Annotated in this window: 13 protein-coding genes and 1 riboswitch; of the genes, 9 read left to right on the top strand and 4 right to left on the bottom strand. The window is 70.3% G+C overall.

All coding sequences use genetic code 11. The features are described from left to right. Positions 1-59: 59 nt before the first annotated feature. Positions 60-1,388 (bottom strand): MFS transporter, encoded by a 1,329-nt coding sequence (locus tag HMPREF0321_RS06765; protein ID WP_006945286.1) that lies wholly within the window; start codon positions 1,386-1,388, stop codon positions 60-62. Further along, positions 1,382-1,487: riboswitch (TPP riboswitch) on the bottom strand. (Overlaps the previous gene by 7 nt.) Positions 1,488-1,599: 112 nt before the next feature. On the opposite strand from HMPREF0321_RS06765, the gene HMPREF0321_RS06770 reads away from it, so the two are divergent. From HMPREF0321_RS06770 to HMPREF0321_RS06780, 3 genes are all read left to right on the top strand, one after another. Further along, on the top strand, positions 1,600-1,977 hold the full coding sequence (locus tag HMPREF0321_RS06770; protein WP_139023579.1) for a hypothetical protein: 378 nt from the start codon (positions 1,600-1,602) through the stop codon (positions 1,975-1,977). A 172-nt stretch (positions 1,978-2,149) separates the two neighbouring features. Further along, a complete protein-coding gene (dxs, locus tag HMPREF0321_RS06775) occupies positions 2,150-4,186 on the top strand; it encodes a 1-deoxy-D-xylulose-5-phosphate synthase (protein ID WP_006945305.1) in 2,037 nt (678 codons plus the stop codon). A gap of 16 nt (positions 4,187-4,202) precedes the next feature. Beyond that, a complete protein-coding gene (locus HMPREF0321_RS06780) occupies positions 4,203-5,222 on the top strand; it encodes a phosphotransferase family protein (RefSeq protein WP_167539834.1) in 1,020 nt (339 codons plus the stop codon). Between the two features lie 20 nt (positions 5,223-5,242). Here the strand turns inward: HMPREF0321_RS06780 and HMPREF0321_RS06785 are convergent, their stop codons facing one another. Together HMPREF0321_RS06785 and HMPREF0321_RS06790 are read right to left on the bottom strand one after the other, a co-directional pair. Continuing rightward, a complete protein-coding gene (locus tag HMPREF0321_RS06785; RefSeq protein WP_006945245.1) occupies positions 5,243-5,635 on the bottom strand; it encodes a VOC family protein in 393 nt (130 codons plus the stop codon). Between the two features lie 231 nt (positions 5,636-5,866). Beyond that, positions 5,867-6,652 (bottom strand): glycerophosphodiester phosphodiesterase, encoded by a 786-nt coding sequence (locus HMPREF0321_RS06790; protein ID WP_006945287.1) that lies wholly within the window; start codon positions 6,650-6,652, stop codon positions 5,867-5,869. A gap of 276 nt (positions 6,653-6,928) precedes the next feature. Between HMPREF0321_RS06790 and HMPREF0321_RS06795 the strand changes: the two genes are divergently transcribed. After that, the gene (locus HMPREF0321_RS06795) at positions 6,929-8,857 is read left to right on the top strand and encodes a BCCT family transporter (protein WP_006945296.1); all 1,929 of its coding nucleotides are present in this window, start codon (positions 6,929-6,931) and stop codon (positions 8,855-8,857) included. A gap of 76 nt (positions 8,858-8,933) precedes the next feature. Here the strand turns inward: HMPREF0321_RS06795 and HMPREF0321_RS06800 are convergent, their stop codons facing one another. Next, positions 8,934-9,716, bottom strand: a complete 783-nt coding sequence (locus HMPREF0321_RS06800; RefSeq protein WP_006945301.1) for an IclR family transcriptional regulator — start codon at positions 9,714-9,716, stop codon at positions 8,934-8,936. 153 nt (positions 9,717-9,869) lie between these two features. Here HMPREF0321_RS06800 and hutH point away from each other — a divergent pair, with 153 nt between their 5' ends. The 5 genes from hutH (at position 9,870) to hutI (ending at position 17,115) form a co-directional block, all read left to right on the top strand. After that, positions 9,870-11,432, top strand: a complete 1,563-nt coding sequence (gene hutH / locus HMPREF0321_RS06805; RefSeq protein ID WP_040014638.1) for a histidine ammonia-lyase — start codon at positions 9,870-9,872, stop codon at positions 11,430-11,432. Between the two features lie 102 nt (positions 11,433-11,534). After that, positions 11,535-13,190, top strand: coding sequence for a urocanate hydratase (hutU, locus tag HMPREF0321_RS06810; RefSeq protein ID WP_006945281.1), 1,656 nt, complete (start codon positions 11,535-11,537; stop codon positions 13,188-13,190). 99 nt (positions 13,191-13,289) lie between these two features. Continuing rightward, complete coding sequence (locus HMPREF0321_RS06815; RefSeq protein WP_006945237.1) at positions 13,290-14,531, top strand: allantoate amidohydrolase; 1,242 nt, start codon at positions 13,290-13,292, stop codon at positions 14,529-14,531. Beyond that, positions 14,528-15,943: a formimidoylglutamate deiminase gene (locus HMPREF0321_RS06820; protein WP_006945302.1), complete on the top strand. Its 1,416-nt coding sequence runs from the start codon at positions 14,528-14,530 to the stop codon at positions 15,941-15,943. Before HMPREF0321_RS06815 ends, HMPREF0321_RS06820 begins: the two co-directional genes overlap by 4 nt. Beyond that, entirely contained in the window at positions 15,940-17,115 is a 1,176-nt protein-coding gene (gene hutI / locus HMPREF0321_RS06825) for an imidazolonepropionase (protein WP_006945297.1), read from the top strand. Before HMPREF0321_RS06820 ends, hutI begins: the two co-directional genes overlap by 4 nt. Positions 17,116-17,190 lie beyond the last annotated feature (75 nt).

The raw sequence follows: 17,190 nt of genomic DNA on the forward strand, positions 1-17,190 counted from the left end.
GTCACGACGTTAACAAGATCATCACGGCGTCGCCACCGGTTCGAGCTGATTTCACCCACTCAACTTACTTTTTCGTAACCACCAACGTTACTTCCGCGTATCCACGCGGGGGCAAGAGTGACGAGGAGGCCCGCGACGCACAGCACGAGCGGGACGACGGCCGAACGGCCGAGCCACTGCGTCACGGTGGGCAGCCAGAACGGGTACAGGCCGGGCAGCACGACCGACGCCGAATAGACGCTGCCGTAGCCGCGCGAACGTCGCGACTCGGGGAAGTGTTCGGCGAGGTAGGCGCCGACCGGGCCGTAGGCGGAGACGGTGACGATCTGGACGGCCGCGGCGGCGATCGTCGTGGCGACGATGCTGCCCGATGACGCCGCATGCATCGCCGCGAGATAGGCGGCGGGGGCGGCGATGCAGGCCAGTGCTCCGAACGCCATGAAGAAGCGTGAACGGCCCACACGCGTCGAGACGGCACCCGCCGCGGCCATCGTCGGCGCACTGAAGGCCGTCGCGACGAGCATGACGAGCCCGACGTCATGGGGGGACAAGTGCGGGCGCAGCGAACTCGTCAGCACCGAGACGCCCATCATCGTGAACAACCACAACCCCGTCATGAGGGTGAACAATGCGGCCACGACACGGCCCGTCACGCGCTCTTCCTCGTCGTCGGTCGCGACGTGCGCGGCGGGATCGCGCTTGTCGGATTCGTGGGAAGAGTGGCTGTGACCTGCCGGCCCGGCGTGCGCTGACCTCGCGGTGAGGGCCAGGATCAACGGCAGGAGTGCGCCGACGACGAACAGCAGGCGCCACCCCCACGTGGTGTACGCGCCGCCGAGTGAGGCCGTCAGCATCATCGTGGCGGCAGCGATGGTGGCGTTCGCGAGGGGTGACATCGCCATGACGAGGCCGCTCAGGTGGCCGCGTCGTTGCGGCTCTGTGAGCGCGAGGGCGCGGGGGATGGCCGCGGAGTACTGCCCGCCGAGGAAGAATCCGGCGGCGAAGCGCAACGCCAGGAGAGCGGCCACGGCCCACGTCGAGGTGTGCAGGGGGAGCGTCACCATGAGGCCGGTGCACACGCTCAGGCCGAGCAGTGCGCCGCGTGACACGCGGGCTCGTCCGCGACGATCGGCCAGGGTGCCGAGGGCGAACGCCCCGAGGGGGCGGCCCAGGAGTGTCGCGGCGAAGACGAGGCCGTCGGGAATCGTCGAACGCGTCGACAGCACCCCACCCAGCGCAATGACGGGCAGGAAGATGTCGAACTGGTCGACGAAATTTCCGACGAGGGCGCTGCGGCGGGCCTCGCGCCGTTCTGGGGTGGCGGCGGCCGGCGCCAGGCGCGGCGCATCGTCGTGGGCAGGGGAAGGGGCAGGCGTCAGGGTAGACACGATCGAACACTCCCTACGGCGGCATGAACCGCATCAGGTTGGACGGTCGGCATGGCGATGCCCTCTCAGCCCGCGCCTCGGGCTCCCGTGTGACGGGCTCAGCATGCCACAGAGCACCCGGCTTCGGGGGAGTGCGTCGCGCCGGTCTGCGGGTCTCGTGGGGCGGTCATCAAATAGAACACGTGTTCGAACAATGGGGTACGCTGGGGTCATGTCGGACGAGGTGAACACCGGCCCTCCGGGCTGGCCGAAAGGTGTGCCGCCGCCGGGTGCGCCGGGGTGGCAGGAGGCGGCGACGCAGTGGCTGCTCGATCAGTGCCCCTCGGATTTTCGCGCCTACGACGCATGGCGCCGTCACCCGGTGGCGCTCGCTTGGGTGGCGACGTGGCATGTCGACGCTCAACTCGGCGCGATGCGCGAGTCATATCGCCGCATCCGCGTCGACCTCGCTGACGAGCTGCCACCGCGCGCGGTGCCGCAGGTGATGGAGCACCTGTCCGCGGAGGGGCTGCGGTTGCGTGCCACGGCGCGCGCCGTCCGTCTCGTGCACGAGGCGATGCGCGGCAAGACGTTCGTCCCTCGGCTGTGATGCGCCGGCGTTCGGGGCGGGTGCGTGGGCGGGCAGAGTCCCGGCCTTTGATCTCCGACGGCGCTACCGGCTCCGACGGGGGCGCGACGGGAGGGTGCCCACGCCCGCATGGCGGCTGCGCGGTCGACGACCTAGACTCAGGAGACTGCACTTTCGAAAGGCTGAGTGAGACGTGACGCTGCTGGAAACCATCTCGGGTCCGGACGATCTCAAGCGAATCCCCGCCGAGGAGCTCGACGCGCTCGCCGCCGAGATCCGTCAGTTCCTCGTCGAATCCGTCTCCAAGACGGGTGGGCACCTGGGCCCCAACCTGGGTGTCGTCGAGTTGAGCATCGCGATGCACCGCGTCTTCGACTCGCCGAAGGACACGTTCGTCTTCGACACCGGCCACCAGAGTTACGTCCACAAGTTGCTGACGGGGCGTCACGACTTCAGCAAGCTCAAGAAATCCGGCGGACTGTCGGGTTACCCGAGCCGCGAGGAGTCCGAGCACGATGTCGTCGAGAACTCGCACGCCTCGACGTCGCTGAGCTGGGCCGAGGGCATCGCCAAGGCGCGCCGCCTCAAGGGTGAGAGCGACCGTCACACCGTCGCCGTCATCGGTGACGGCGCCCTGACCGGCGGCATGGCGTGGGAGGCGCTCAACAACATCTCCGCCGACGCCGACCTGCCGCTCGTCATCGTCCTCAACGACAACGAGCGCTCCTATGCCCCGACGATCGGCGGGATGGCGCACCACCTCGCGACGATGCGCACGATGCACACCTACGACCAGGTGCTCGACTGGGGCAAGAACCGCCTGCAGGCGACGCCGAAGGTCGGGACGAAGATGTACGAGGCGCTGCACGGCGTGAAGCGTGGTCTCAAGGACATCGTCTACCCCGACACGGGCGTCTTCGAGAGCCTCGGCATCAAGTACCTCGGCCCGATCGACGGACATGACGAGGCGGCGGTCGAGGCCGCGCTGCGCCGCGCTCGCGACTACGGCCGGCCGACCCTCGTGCACGTCATCACGCAGAAGGGCCGCGGCTACGAGCCCGCGTTCTCCGACGAGGCCGACCAGTGGCACGGCATCGGCAAGTTCAACCCCGAGACCGGCCTGCCGTTCGAGGTGAGTGGCCGCATCTGGACCGACGAGTTCAGCGACGAGATGGTCGCCCTCGGCGCCGAGCGCGACGACATCGTCGCCATCACGGCTGCCATGCTCATCCCCGTCGGGCTCGACGGGTTCGCGAAGAAGTACCCCGAGCGCGTGTTCGACGTCGGCATTGCCGAGCAGCATGCCGTCACGATGGCGTCCGGGTTGTCGTACGGCGGCCTGCACCCCGTCGTCGCCGTCTATGCGACGTTCCTCAACCGCGCGTTCGACCAGCTGCTCATGGACACCGCACTGCACCGTCAGGGCGTGACGTTCGTGCTCGACCGTGCCGGCGTCACCGGCTCCGACGGCGCCTCGCACAACGGCATGTGGGACATGTCGATCTGCTCGATCGTGCCCGGCCTGCACCTCGCCGCCCCGCGCGACGGCGCACAGGTGCGCGAACTGCTGCGCGAGGCCGTCGACATCGACGACGCGCCGAGCGTCATCCGCTTCCCCAAGGGCGACGTCGCCGACCCGCTCGTCGCCGAGAGGCGTCTCGGTCGCCTCGACGTCATGCGTGAACCCGACGGCGGCGACGGCGTGGACGTGCTGGTCGTCGGTGTCGGGTCGATGGTCTCGACGGCACTCGGCGTCGCCGATCTGCTCACCGATCAGGGCCGTCGCGTCCAGGTCATCGACCCGCGCTGGACCTACCCGGTGGCCGACGAACTCGTCGACCTCGCCCGCGCCGCGGGCCGGGTCGTCGTCATCGAGGACAACCTCGTCGAGGCGGGCGTCGGCAGCGCCGTCGCGCGACGCCTGCGTGAAGCCGGTGTGCGCACGCCGCTCGACACGTTCGGCATTCCCAAGGAGTTCCTCGTCCACGCCTCGCGCGGCGAGGTGCTCGCGACCGTGGGGCTGACGGCCGCCGACATCGTCGACGCTCTCGGGCGCGACGACGCAGCACTCACGCGCGCCGATGTGTACGACGGTGGTGCACACGCGCCTGGCGGCGGTGCAGGCACCCGCGACGGTGACGCAGGCACGCAGGCCGCGGGACGTGATGCCGGTGCGACGGGTGATCTCGGGGACGCCATGCCGGTCGCCGCTCACGCCGACATCGACTGAGCGGTCGAACGACGTGGTGAAGTCACCCGATCTTCCTGTTCTCCCCGGCTCTGATCAGGTCGCGCCCGCGAGCGCGATCTGGAGCAGTGAGACGTGGCGCTGGGAGGCCGTGCGCTGGATGGACACGGCCCTCGCGCGGCGCGGTCTCGAACGTGTGCCGACGACGCCGTTGCAGCCGCGGGTGCGTCCCTGGTCGACGGTGCTCGTCGCCGAGACGACCGATCAAGGGCGCGTGTGGTTCAAGGCGACGAGCCCGGAGATGAGCCCCGAGGCCGCCATCCTGCGCGCGTTGCGTTCCGTCACGCCCGACGCGGTTCCGGTCGTGTGGGCCGACGACCCCGAGCGCGGCTGGCTGCTCATGCCCGATCAGGGCCCGGTGCTGCGTGACGTACAGCGTGACGACGACGCCGTCAGCCTCATGTCGTCCGTGGTGCGACGCTACGCGCGACTGCAACGCTCGTCGACGCGGGTCGTCGATCAACTGCGCGACGCGGGCGTGCCCGACATGTCGCCGCGCGAATCTGCTCGCCGGTGGCAACGCCTTGGGCTCAAACCCGACACGACACGTGAGGTGCGCCGCGCCGCGCAGCGGCTCGACGCCGTCGGGCTGCCGCTGACCATTCAGCACGACGACCTGCACGCCGGCAACGTCTTTGCCGACGGCACCTCGGCGGGCGCTCACGACGCGCGCATCTTCGACTGGGGCGACGCGAGCGTCGGCAACCCGCTGTGCTCGCTGCTCGTCCCGCTCGAGCGCATCGGCGAGGGACTCGACGACGACGCCGCCCGCGCAGCCCGTGAGCGCATCCTGCGCGCCTACCTCAGCGTGTGGAGCGACGTCGTCTCGAGCACTGCGCTGAGCGCCGCCGTCGACGACGCCCTGCTCATCGCCCGGGTCGGGCGCGTCTTCACGTGGCAGCGCGCCCTGACGCGCGCGAGTGCCGACGAGCGGCACGCGTGGGGTGTGCACGGACGCCGGTTGATCGCCGAGATCAACCGTTCCCTCGGGCATGCGCCCGAGCCGTCGCACGACTGACGCATCGCGCTCGCGAGCCGTCAGAGCTCGGGCGTCAGCACCTCGACGCGGTTGCCGAACGCGTCGCGGCAGTGGAAGCGTTCGTAGCCGTCGAGGGTGTGGCGCTCGGCCCAGTTCACGTCGAAACCGGCGCCCTCGATGCGCGCGGCAAGGGCCTCCAGGGCAGCTGTCGATTCGACGACGAGGGTGGGGTGGGCCTTCTTGGCGGGGACGAACGGTTCGTCGATCCCGAGGTGGATCTCGGCCGCGACGGCGCCGTCGTCAGCGAACGCGCGGAACCACGCGCCGCCGCGCTGTGCGAGCACGCCGGGTTTGGCGATCTCGTCGAGGCCGAGGGCATCGCGGTAGAAACGTCGGGCGTCGTCCTCGCGACCCTCGGGCATCGAGACCTGGACATGATGCAACGTGAGCATGAGGCGCCTTCCGGTGAAAGTATCTTGACGTAAAGATACTTTCGCCGGATACCCGCCGTGTCAACGATTCTCGACGGTCGCGGCTCAGCGATCGCGCCTCGCCACTTCGGCGCACTCCCAACCACGTGCGTCCAGCACACCGCACCTGGCCTCTGCACGGTCACGCCATCAAAGACGAGGTCCGCGCTGCAGGCTGACGAAACCAGGCGATCGCCCATCGAGCCGCTCTGCTCAGCCCCATTCACCCCGTTCGACGAGGACGTCCTTGAGCACGTCGGCGCGGTCGGTGATGAGGCCGTCGACGCCGAGGTCGAGCAGACGCTCCATGTCGGCGCGCTCGTTGACCGTCCACACGTGGACGTCGAGCCCGGCGCCGTGCAGGACGCGCAGGAGTCTCGGCGTCAGCACGCGCAGGCGGCCCTGACGTTCGGGGATCTGCACGGCGTCGATGCCGTGCGCGAGGCGCGCGACGAGGGGCGAACCGAGCACCGGCAGGTGCGCCGCGAGCCACAGCGCGATGGTGCGCGACTGCCCTGGCGATGAACGGACCGGTCGCGTCAGGCCGGCGAGGACGGCTCGGCGCCGCGCGTCGGAGAAGGAGGCGATGCGGACGCGATCGTGCGCGCCGCACCGTTCGATGCACTCGATGAGCGATGTGACCGCGCCGGCCGATTTCACGTCGATGTTGACGCACACCTGCGGCAGTTGCGTCAGCAATTCCTCGAGTCGCGGGATCGGCTCGTGCCCGGCGATGCGCGCCCGTGCGACCACCTCCCATGGCAGGTGCGCGATCGCGCCGGCCCCGTCGCTCGTGCGGTCGAGGGTCGTGTCGTGGAAGGCGACGACCACCCCGTCGACGGTGGCGTGCACGTCGGTCTCGACCCACCGGTAGCCGAGCTCGGCAGCCGCGCGGAACGCCGCCATCGAGTTCTCCAGCGCATGCGAGGTGCCACCGGAGAAACCGCGGTGGGCCAGGGCGACGGGCCCCGACGCGAGATGCGAGGTTGCCTTGGTCATGAGCAGCGGTCCTCACGTGCGACGGGAGACGAAACGGGTTCCCGCATCGTGCCACAGTCAGGCGTCCGGGGCGCTCATTCGGCATCGCGGGCATCAGCAGTGTTCGGTCGACAGGCGGCATCGTCCAGCACGCACGGTCGCGGCAGACCACCGCGGACCGAACTCGATCGCGAGCAGATCCGACCGGGTACCGGCCAGTAACAACTTGAGATGTGGCCTGCGATCCGGAAGAGTCGTGACTTCCGACCGCACGATGGACACCAGGGAGGACATCGCATGCAAGACGAAGAACCGAAGGCCGACGGCCCGCCGGGCGCCACCCCGGCAACGGCGATCACCGACGACAGCGCTGCGCCGGAGACGGAGGCCGCAACCCCGCAGACACCAGAGGAAGCGGCGCGCCACGAGGGCGAGTCGTCGGACCCGCTGCCCTCCGATCTGTCTGACGCCGCGCAGATCGCCGAGGACGACGACGACGAGGTCATCGCAGAGAAGTTGCGACGCCAGGGCGTGCGCCTCGGCAAGGGCGGAGTCGCGCCACGCGTCTTCTGGCCGGCACTCATCGTCATCCTGGCGGTGGCCGTGCTCGGCGTCGCCTTCCCCGACGGCACCGGTGAGGTGCTGACGAACATGCAGTCGTGGATCGTCACGAACTTCGGCTGGTACTACATGCTCGTCATCGGCGGGTTCATCGCCTTCGCCGCCTTCATGGGTCTCAGCCGCTACGGCTCGATCAAGCTCGGCAACGACGACGAGAAGCCCGAGTTCGGGGTCTTCTCCTGGTTCGCGATGCTGTTCGCCGCGGGCATGGGCATCGGCCTGGTCTTCTACGGCGTCGGTGAGCCACTCACCTACGCGACGACGATGCCGAAGCCCGGCTGGCCCGAAGGCGAGGCCGAGCGTTCACAGCTCGCGATGGCGCAGACCTTCGTCCACTGGGGTCTGCACCCGTGGGCGATCTACGCCGTCATCGGGCTGGCCCTCGCGTACGCGATCCACCGTCGCGGCCGCCCCATCTCGATCCGGTGGGCTCTCGAGCCGATCCTGGGCGAGCGCGTCAAGGGTTGGATGGGCGACCTCGTCGACATCCTGGCCATCTTCGGCACCGTGTTCGGTGTCGCGACGTCGCTGGGTCTCGGCGTGCAACAGATCGCCTCCGGTCTGAAGTCCATCGGCATCCTCGACAGCACGGACAACACGATCCTCGTCATCCTCATCGTGTGCATCACGTTCCTGTCGACGCTGTCGTGTGTCTCCGGCCTCGGCAAGGGGATCAAGTGGCTGTCGAACATCAACCTCAGCCTCGCCGGTCTGCTGCTCATCTCGGTGCTGCTGCTCGGCCCGACGCTGTTCCTGTTCCAGAACCTCACCGAGGCGCTCGGCGTCTACCTCGCCAACGTGCTCGGCATGACCTTCGACGTCGGTGCCTACACGGGGGAGAAGGGCGCTGACTGGAACTCTGCGTGGACGATCTTCTACTGGGGCTGGTGGATCAGCTGGGCGCCGTTCGTCGGCGTCTTCATCGCCCGCATCTCCCGCGGGCGCACGATCCGCGAGTTCATCGCCGGCACGCTTCTCGTGCCCACGCTCGTCGGGTTCGTCTGGTTCGCCGTCATGGGCGGCGCCGGCATCCACCGTCAGCTCTTCGGTGACGGCGGTCTCGTCGACAAGACCGACGGTGTCGTCGCGGAGAAGGTGCTGTTCACGGTGCTGCAGGACATGCCGCTCGGGCAGGTGCTGTCCGTCATCGCGATCCTGCTCGTCGCCGTCTTCTTCATCACCTCCTCCGACTCGGGTTCACTCGTCGTCGACATGCTCGCCTCCGGTGGTCACCCCAACCCGCCGACGTGGTCGCGTGTGCTGTGGGCCCTCATGGAAGGTGCCATCGCCATCGGCCTGCTCCTCGCCGGCGGGCTCAAGGCGCTGCAGGCGGCGTCTCTCGCGACGGCATTGCCGTTCAGCGTCGTGCTCGTGCTCATGTGCGTCGCGACGTTCAAGGCGGTGCGCTACGACTACCGCCGTCGTGAGGAGAAGGAGTTCCTCGGTCGCGTCGAGTACGTGCGTCAGGAGTTGCAGTCGAACTTCGACGAGCACTTCGGCCGCCAGGTCGACCACCGCGTCGACAACCGCATCGACTACCGCATCAGTCGCACGACGGGCCCGTGGGGCGGCGGCAAGCACGCCAAGGACGACGGGCGCTCCTGAGCAGCGCGCCGTTCGCCCGAGGCCCCCGTGGAGTTCACCTCCACGGGGGCCTCGCGCCGTTCAGCCCCGCAATCATTCACCCGTTCAATCGGCGAGTGAGGGCCTGCGCGCTCGCTCGACACGCCGCGACGAACCGATCGTGTCGCTCGGCCGGATCCTCACCGTGGCGCGCGAGACGCCCCTCGTCCCACGTCACCGCGAGGCTCGCGGCCGGTAGCTCGTTGTGGTCGAGCACCGCGCACCCCACGGACGCAAAGCCCTCCGTCACCGAGCCGTTCTCCCAGGCATGGCCGCGTTGGCGCACCTGCGTGAGTTGTGAGCGCAGCTCCTTGAGCGTCCCCGGCGCATTGCCGTTCTCACGGCGTCGGACGAGGTCGTCGCTGCGCGGAAACAGCGCACGCACCTGCGCAGCGGGCAGGGCCGCGAGAATCGCAAGGCCACTCGCCGTCACGGTCGCGGGCAGCCGCACGCCGACGTCGGTGACGAGTGGCGGCACCCCGAGCGGTCGCTCCTCGAGCACGTACACGACGTCGCGCCCGTGCAGGACGGCGAGGTGCGCGCAGGCCCCCGTCCGCTCCGCGAGGTCGGTGACGATGCTCTGCGCCGCGCGCTGCAGCGGCGCCTGACGCCGGTAGGCCGAGCCAAGCTCGTGCGCGGCTGGCCCCAACCCCCAGCGTCGTGTCCCCTCGTCGTGCGTGACGAACCCTGCGGCGCGCAGCACGCCGAGCAACTTGTAGACGGACGAGCGGGGCAGGTCGAGCTCACGGGCGAGAGCCGCCGCCGGTGCGGGCGAGGGGCGCGCGGCGATGCGCTGCAAGAGCGCGAGGACGTGCTCGGCGGCGGGGACGTACGACGACATGCGCCCAGTGTCTCGTATCCGAGACAAAAAGCGCGTCCTGGGTCACGCACGAGTGTGGTCACGGGCGAAGGTGGTGTCATGACGAACGCCTCGATGCCTCAGCACCACCACGACCCCGCCGCGACGCCCGGCGCCGGCGTCACGCCCCCTGACATGAGCGCTGCCTGCGAGGTCGAGGTCGGCATCGGCGCCCTCAGCATCGACGACGTCGTCGCCGTCGCCCGCCATGACGCGCGCATCGTGCTCAGCGAGGCGAGTCGCGCGGAGGTCGCGAAGAGCCGCGCGATCATCGACGCCCTCGCCAACGACCCGGTGCCGCACTACGGCATCTCGACCGGTTTCGGTGCGCTCGCGACGCAGCACATCCCGCTCGAGAAGCGTCAGCAGCTGCAGCGCAGCCTCGTCGCCTCGCACGCCGCGGGCAGCGGTGAACCGGTCGAGTGCGAGGTCGTGCGCGCGCTCATGCTCCTGCGCATCTCGACGCTCGCGACCGGGCGCACCGGCATCCGTCCCGAGACGCTCGACGCGTATGTCGCGATGCTCAACGCCGGCATCACCCCGGTCGTGCGCGAGTACGGCTCGCTCGGTTGCTCCGGCGACCTCGCGCCGCTCGCGCACTGCGCGCTCGCGCTCATGGGCGAGGGCGAGGTGGTCGACGCCGCCGGCCACCTGACGAACGGCGAGAACGCGCTGCGCGCCGCCGGCATCGAGCCTGTCCAGCTGCAGGAGAAGGAGGGCCTGGCGCTCATCAACGGCACGGACGGCATGCTCGGCATGCTGTGCCTCGCCATCGCCGATCTACGCATGCTCTTGACGAGCGCCGACGTCGCCGCCGGCCTCAGCGTCGAGGGCCTGCTCGGCTCGGACGCCGTCTTCGCCGACGACCTGCAGCAGCTGCGCCCACACCCCGGCCAGGCGCTCTCGGCGGCGAACCTGCGCAAGGTGCTCGCGGGCAGCGGCATCCGCGAATCCCACCGTGAACCGGGCGCCTGCACCCGCGTGCAGGACGCCTATTCGCTGCGCTGCTCGCCGCAGGTCATCGGCGCGGCCCGCGACACCCTCGAGCACGCGACGACCGTCGCGAACCGTGAGCTCGCGGCCGCCGTCGACAACCCCGTCGTGACGCTCGACGGCCGCGTCGAGTCGAACGGCAACTTCCACGGAGCGCCCGTCGCGTACGTCCTCGACTTCCTCGCCATCGTCATCGCCGACGTCGCGTCGATGAGCGAGCGCCGCACCGACCGCTTCCTCGACGTCGCCCGCAACCACGGCCTGCCGCCGTTCCTCGCCGACGACCCGGGCACCGACTCGGGCCTCATGATCGCGCAGTACACGGCCGCCGGCATCGTCAGCGAACTCAAGCGGCTCGCGAGCCCCGCGAGCGTCGACTCGATCCCGAGCAGCGCGATGCAGGAGGATCACGTCTCGATGGGCTGGGCCGGCGCCCGAAAGCTGCGTCGGGCCGTCGACGGTCTCGCCCGCGTCCTCGCCATCGAGACGCTGACGGCGACGCGCGGCATCAAGCTGCGCGCACCGCTGGCGCCCGGGCCGGTCGCGGCCGCCGTCATCGCCGCGCTGACGGACGAGGCCGGCCAGCCCGCCGGCATGCCGGGGCGGGATCGCTACCTCTCGCCGGAGATCGAACGCGCCGTCGCGCTCGTCAAGAGCGGCGCCGTCCGTGACGCCGCCGCCCGAGCCGCGGGCTCGCTCGACTGACGCGTCCTGGACGGTTGCTCACGCACACCAGCGGGCGATCGTCCCTCCACCCTCCGCATCGACCCACCCGCAGTTCCGCCGAATCAGACCGAGGAGCACCCCATGGAAGGCGCCCGTCCCGTCCGCGCACCCCGCGGCACCCAGTTGAACGCTCGCAGCTGGGCCACCGAGGCCCCCTTGCGCATGCTCATGAACAACCTCGACCCGGAGGTCGCCGAGCGCCCCGACGACCTCGTCGTCTACGGCGGCACCGGCCGCGCCGCACGTGACTGGCGCAGCTTCGACGCGATGGTGCGCACACTCGAGACGTTGAAGGCCGACGAGACGATGCTCGTGCAATCGGGCCGGCCCGTCGGCGTCATGCAGACGCACGAGTGGGCGCCGCGCGTGCTCATCGCGAACTCGAACCTCGTCGGCGACTGGGCGACGTGGCCCGAGTTCCGCCGCCTCGAGCAGATGGGTCTCACGATGTACGGCCAGATGACGGCCGGGTCGTGGATCTACATCGGCACCCAAGGCATCCTGCAGGGCACGTACGAGTGCTTCGCGGCGATCGCCGAGCGCATGTTCGGTGGCACCCTCGCGGGCACGCTGACGCTCACCGGCGGCTGCGGCGGCATGGGCGGCGCCCAGCCCCTTGCCGTCACGCTGAACGGTGGCACGTGCCTCATCGTCGACGTCGACCCGGCGCGTCTGCGCCGCCGCGTCGAGCACGGCTATCTCGACGAGATCGCCGACGATCTGGACGACGCCATCGACCGCGCCGTCGCTGCGAAGAACGCGAAGAAGGCCGTGTCGATCGGCGTCGTCGGCAACGCCGCCGAGGTCTTCCCAGAGCTGTTGCGCCGCGACGTGCCCATCGACATCGTCACCGACCAGACGAGCGCGCACGACCCGCTGAGCTACCTGCCGATCGGCATCGACGTCGCCGACTGGTTCGAGTACGCAGCGAAGAAGCCCGAGGAGTTCACCGAGCGAGCGCAGGAGTCGATGGCGCGTCACGTGGAGGCGATGGTCGGTTTCCAGGACAAGGGCGTCGAGGTGTTCGACTACGGCAACTCGATCCGCGACGAGGCGCGCCAGGGCGGTTACGACCGCGCGTTCGAGTTCGAGGGCTTCGTGCCGAAGTACATCCGCCCGCTGTTCTGCGAGGGCAAGGGCCCGTTCCGCTGGGTGGCGCTCTCGGGCGACCCGAAGGACATCTACGCGACGGACGAGGCGGTGCTCGACCTGTTCCCGGACAACGAGCGCCTGCACCGCTGGATCAAGGGCGCCCGCGAGAAGGTGCACTTCGAGGGTCTGCCGGCGCGCATCTGCTGGCTTGGCTACGGCGAACGCGACAAGGCCGGCCTGCGCTTCAACGACATGGTTGCGAACGGCGAGGTGAGCGCCCCCATCGTCATCGGGCGCGACCACCTCGACTGCGGCTCTGTCGCCTCGCCCTACCGCGAGACGGAGGCCATGCAGGATGGCTCCGACGCCATCGCCGACTGGCCGCTGCTCAACGCCCTCGTCAACACGGCGAGCGGCGCGAGCTGGGTCTCGCTGCACCACGGCGGCGGTGTCGGCATCGGACGCTCGATGCACGCGGGGCAGGTCTCTGTCGCGGACGGCACGCCGCTGGCCGCGCAGAAGATCGCGCGCGTGCTGACGAACGACCCCGGCATGGGTGTCATCCGCCATGTCGACGCAGGCTACGACACCGCCGAGAACGTTGCCGCCGAGCGCGGCGTCCGCATCCCGATGAGCGAGGGCTGAGCGGGACGGCGTCGGACGCGGGGGCGTGGCGTGCTCGGCATGCCCCGCCCCGCTTCCGGCCGGACATGTCCGATGACGACGAGGACCCGGAGGGTTTCGATGACCGAGCGCACGTTCGAGGGCCTGTGGGCCGACCTCGCCCCGGTGGGGCGCGACAAGCACAGTGGCGGATACCGCCGATTCGCCTGGAGCCGTGAGGATTCCATGCTCCGCGAATGGTTCGACGGCGAGTGTGAAGCGCTCGGTCTCGACGTCGTCGAGGACCGCGCAGGCAACCAGTGGGCGTGGTGGGGCGAGCCGGATCGGACGCCTGGCGTCGCCACCGGATCGCACCTCGACTCGGTGCCCGACGGCGGGGCGTTCGACGGACCCCTGGGCGTCGTCTCGTCGTTGCTCGCGGTGCGCCGACTCAAGGAGTCGGGGTTCGCGCCCGCGCGCCCGATCGGTGTCGTCAACTTCGTCGACGAGGAGGGCGCGCGCTTCGGCGTCGCCTGCGCGGGCTCGCGCCTCATCACCGGAGCGGTGACGGCCGAGCGCGCCCTCGGCCTACGCGACACCGACGGTGTCACGATGGCACAGGCGTGGGAGCGCGCTGGGCGTGAGCCGTCGGATCTCGGGCGGGACGACGCGGCCCTCGCGCGCCTCGCGTGCTTCGTCGAGGTGCACGTCGAACAGGGGCGGGCCCTCGTCGACCTGCCCCGTGACGCAGCGGGCGATCCGTTCGGCGCCGCCGTCGCGGTCGGCACCGACATCTGGCCGCACGGACGGTTTCGCGCCGACCTGCCCGGGCACGCCGACCACGCCGGGACGACGGCGCTCGGCGACCGCGACGACGCGCTGGTCAAGGCCGCCCGGTTCATCGAGCAGGTGCGGGCGGCGGCCACCTCGCGTGACGACGGTGCCGCGCGCCGCGTCGTCGCGACCGTCGGCAAGCTCGACGTCACGCCCGGCGGCATCAACGCCATCGCCTCCCACGTGACGGCGTGGGTCGACGCCCGCGGCGTCCGCGAGGACGACGTGCGCGCAGCGATCGACGAGATCGCAGGTCGCGCAGCGGAACTCGGTGGCGAATGGCGGGAGGAGTCATGGACGCCGACGACCCCGTTCGACGCCGACCTCGTCGCGCGCGTGCACCGCACACTCGGTGAAGGTGTGCCGATGCTCGGCACCGGTGCCGGCCACGACGCTGGCATCCTCGCCAACCACGGCATCCCCAGCGTCATGTTGTTCGTGCGCAACCCGACGGGCACGTCGCACTCGCCCGAGGAGTTCGCGCAGACCGACGACTGCCTGCGCGGCGTCGACGCACTCGTCCGCGTGCTCGAGGATCTCGCCTCATGACCATCTACCACGTGCCGTTCGCGCACCTTCGCGACGGCCTCGCGCGCGACGTCCGACTCGTCGAGGAGGACGGGCGATGGGTCGAGGTGACGGCGAATGCGTCACCGAGAGATGGGCTGTCGGGTGGATCGAGTGGCGGGACGCCGAGTGGCGTGTCCTCTGACGACGCATCCTCGGACGACGTGATCAGGCTCGACGGGGTCGCACTGCCCGGTTTCGCGAACTGCCACAGCCATGCGTTCCACCGCGCATTGCGCGGGCGCACGCATGACGACGGTGGCACGTTCTGGACGTGGCGTGAACGTATGTACCGCGTTGCGGCGCAGCTCGATCCGTCGACATACCTCGCACTGGCGCGCGCCGTGTACGCCGAGATGGCGCTGGCCGGCGTCACGGCGGTGGGGGAGTTCCACTACGTCCACCACCGCCCCGACGGCACGCCCTACGACGACCCGAACGCCATGGGTTCTGCGCTGCGTCAAGCGGCCCGCGAGGCCGGCATCCGGTTCACGCTGCTCGACACGTGTTACCTCCACGGAGGCCTCGACACCGATGGCCACGCCGCGATGAGCGCTGAGCAGCGGCGCTTCAGCGACGGCTCCGTCGACGCCTGGGCGCGGCGTCACGCGCAGTTGCGCGAGGACGCACTCAGTGACGAGAACACCGTGGTCGGCGCGGCCATTCACTCGGTGCGCGCTGTCGCTCGCGACGAACTGGCGGACGTCGTCGCCGCGACGCCGGGGGAGATCCTCCACGCCCATGTCTCCGAACAGCCTGCGGAGAACGCCGCCGCACTGGCCCACTACCAGCGCACGCCCGTGGGTCTGCTCCACGAAGCCGGCGCACTGAGCGAGCGCTTCTCCGCCGTCCATGCGACGCATCTGAGCGACGACGACGTCTCGACGCTCGCCCGCGCGGGTGCGACGGCCTGCTTCTGCCCGACGACCGAACGCGACCTCGCCGACGGCATCGGGCCGGCCGTTGCACTGCACGACGCGGGCGCGCGGCTGAGCCTCGGCAGCGACCAGCACGCCGTCATCGACATGTTCGAAGAAGCCCGCGGCCTCGAGATGCACGAGCGGCTGACGAGTAACGAGCGCGGTCGCCTGAGCCCGCGCGACCTTCTCGCGGCGGCGACGCGGCACGCGAGCATCGGCTGGGCGGACGCCGGTGAGATCGTCATCGGAGCGCGCGCCGACCTCGTCGTCGTAGAGGCCGAATCTCTGCGCACCGCAGGCTGTTCGCCTGACCAGATCCTGCTCGCCGCGATTGCGCAGGACGTCACGGACGTCATCGTCGACGGACGCGTCGTCGTGCGCGGCGGGCGCCACCGCCTCGAAGAGACGCCCGCGCCCGGCGGCATCGGGCGGCTCCTGCACGACGCCATCGACCCCTTCTGGAGGCAGACATGACGACGACGCTCGTCACCGGCATCGCCGAACTCGTGACGAACGACCCGCAGCACGCCCGCGCTGGCGCGAGCGAGGACGAGCGCCTGCTCGGCCTCCTCACCGACGCGGCGATCGTCGTCGAAGACGACCGCATCGCCTGGGTCGGCGAGGCGCGCCGAGCGCCGGACGCCGACCGCCGCGTCGACGTCAACGGCGCCGCACTGATGCCCGGCTTCGTCGACAGCCACGCACACCTCGTCTTCGACGGCGACCGCTCGGCCGAGTTCGCCGCCCGTATGGCGGGCGAGCGCTACGACGGGGGCGGGATCGCCACCACGGTGGCCGCCACCCGCGACGCTGACGACGACCGCCTCACCGCGCTCGTCGCGCGGCGCATCGCCGAGATGCGCGCGCAGGGCACGACGTGCGTCGAGGTGAAGTCGGGCTACGGGCTGACGGTCGAGGACGAGGCGCGAGCGCTGCGCATCGCCCGCGAGTTCACGCCGGAGACGACCTATCTCGGTGCCCACGTCGTGCCGAGCGGCAGCGATCGTGCCGCCTACGTCGACCTCGTCTGCGGCGAGATGCTCGAGGCGTGCCGCCCGTACGCTCGCTGGGCCGACGTGTTCTGCGAGCCGGGCAGTGCGCACGCCTTCGACGGCGACGAGAGCGCGACGATCCTGAGCGCCTGCCGAGACGCGGGGCTCGAACTGCGTGTGCACGGCGGCCAGCTCGGGGAGGGACCGGGCGTCCAACTCGCCGTCGAGCTCGGTGCGGCGAGCGTCGACCACTGCACCTATCTGTCGGCGAGTGACGTTGCGGCACTGGCCGATTCGTCGACCGTCGCGACGCTTCTGCCCGGCGTCGAGTTCTCGACCCGCTCGCCCTACCCGGATGCGCGGCGCCTCATCGACGCGGGCGTCAGCGTCGCCATCGCGACCGACTGCAACCCGGGCACGTGCTACTCCGATTCGATGCCGTTCATGATCGCCCTCGCCGTGCGCGAGATGGGCATGAGCGCCGCCGAAGCCGTGTGGGCTGCGACGGCCGGCGGCGCGCAGGCGCTGCGGCGCAACGACGTGGGCGTCATCCGCCCCGGTGCGCGCGCTGACCTTGCCGTTCTCGACGCGCCAAGCCACCGTCACCTCTGCTACCGACCGGGCGTGCCGATCGCGCGGACGCTGGAGGTCTGAGGAACGACGGGCCCCAGGCACGACGAAGCCCGCCCGGTACGCGACCGGGCGGGCTTCGTCGTGGCATGCCGCGCA

Source organism: Dermacoccus sp. Ellin185, assembly GCF_000152185.1.
GTDB classification, from domain to species: Bacteria; Actinomycetota; Actinomycetes; order Actinomycetales; family Dermatophilaceae; genus Dermacoccus; species Dermacoccus nishinomiyaensis.

Excerpts from the sequence above, each read along its gene's own strand:
- HMPREF0321_RS06770 (WP_139023579.1), top strand. The coding sequence starts at position 1,600 with ATGTCGGACGAGGTGAACACCGGCCCTCCGGGCTGGCCGAAAGGTGTG.
- HMPREF0321_RS06785 (WP_006945245.1), bottom strand. The coding sequence starts at position 5,635 with ATGCTCACGTTGCATCATGTCCAGGTCTCGATGCCCGAGGGTCGCGAG.
- HMPREF0321_RS06790 (WP_006945287.1), bottom strand. The coding sequence starts at position 6,652 with ATGACCAAGGCAACCTCGCATCTCGCGTCGGGGCCCGTCGCCCTGGCC.
- HMPREF0321_RS06795 (WP_006945296.1), top strand. The coding sequence starts at position 6,929 with ATGCAAGACGAAGAACCGAAGGCCGACGGCCCGCCGGGCGCCACCCCG.
- HMPREF0321_RS06800 (WP_006945301.1), bottom strand. The coding sequence starts at position 9,716 with ATGTCGTCGTACGTCCCCGCCGCCGAGCACGTCCTCGCGCTCTTGCAG.
- hutH (WP_040014638.1), top strand. The coding sequence starts at position 9,870 with ATGAGCGCTGCCTGCGAGGTCGAGGTCGGCATCGGCGCCCTCAGCATC.
- hutU (WP_006945281.1), top strand. The coding sequence starts at position 11,535 with ATGGAAGGCGCCCGTCCCGTCCGCGCACCCCGCGGCACCCAGTTGAAC.
- HMPREF0321_RS06815 (WP_006945237.1), top strand. The coding sequence starts at position 13,290 with ATGACCGAGCGCACGTTCGAGGGCCTGTGGGCCGACCTCGCCCCGGTG.
- HMPREF0321_RS06820 (WP_006945302.1), top strand. The coding sequence starts at position 14,528 with ATGACCATCTACCACGTGCCGTTCGCGCACCTTCGCGACGGCCTCGCG.
- hutI (WP_006945297.1), top strand. The coding sequence starts at position 15,940 with ATGACGACGACGCTCGTCACCGGCATCGCCGAACTCGTGACGAACGAC.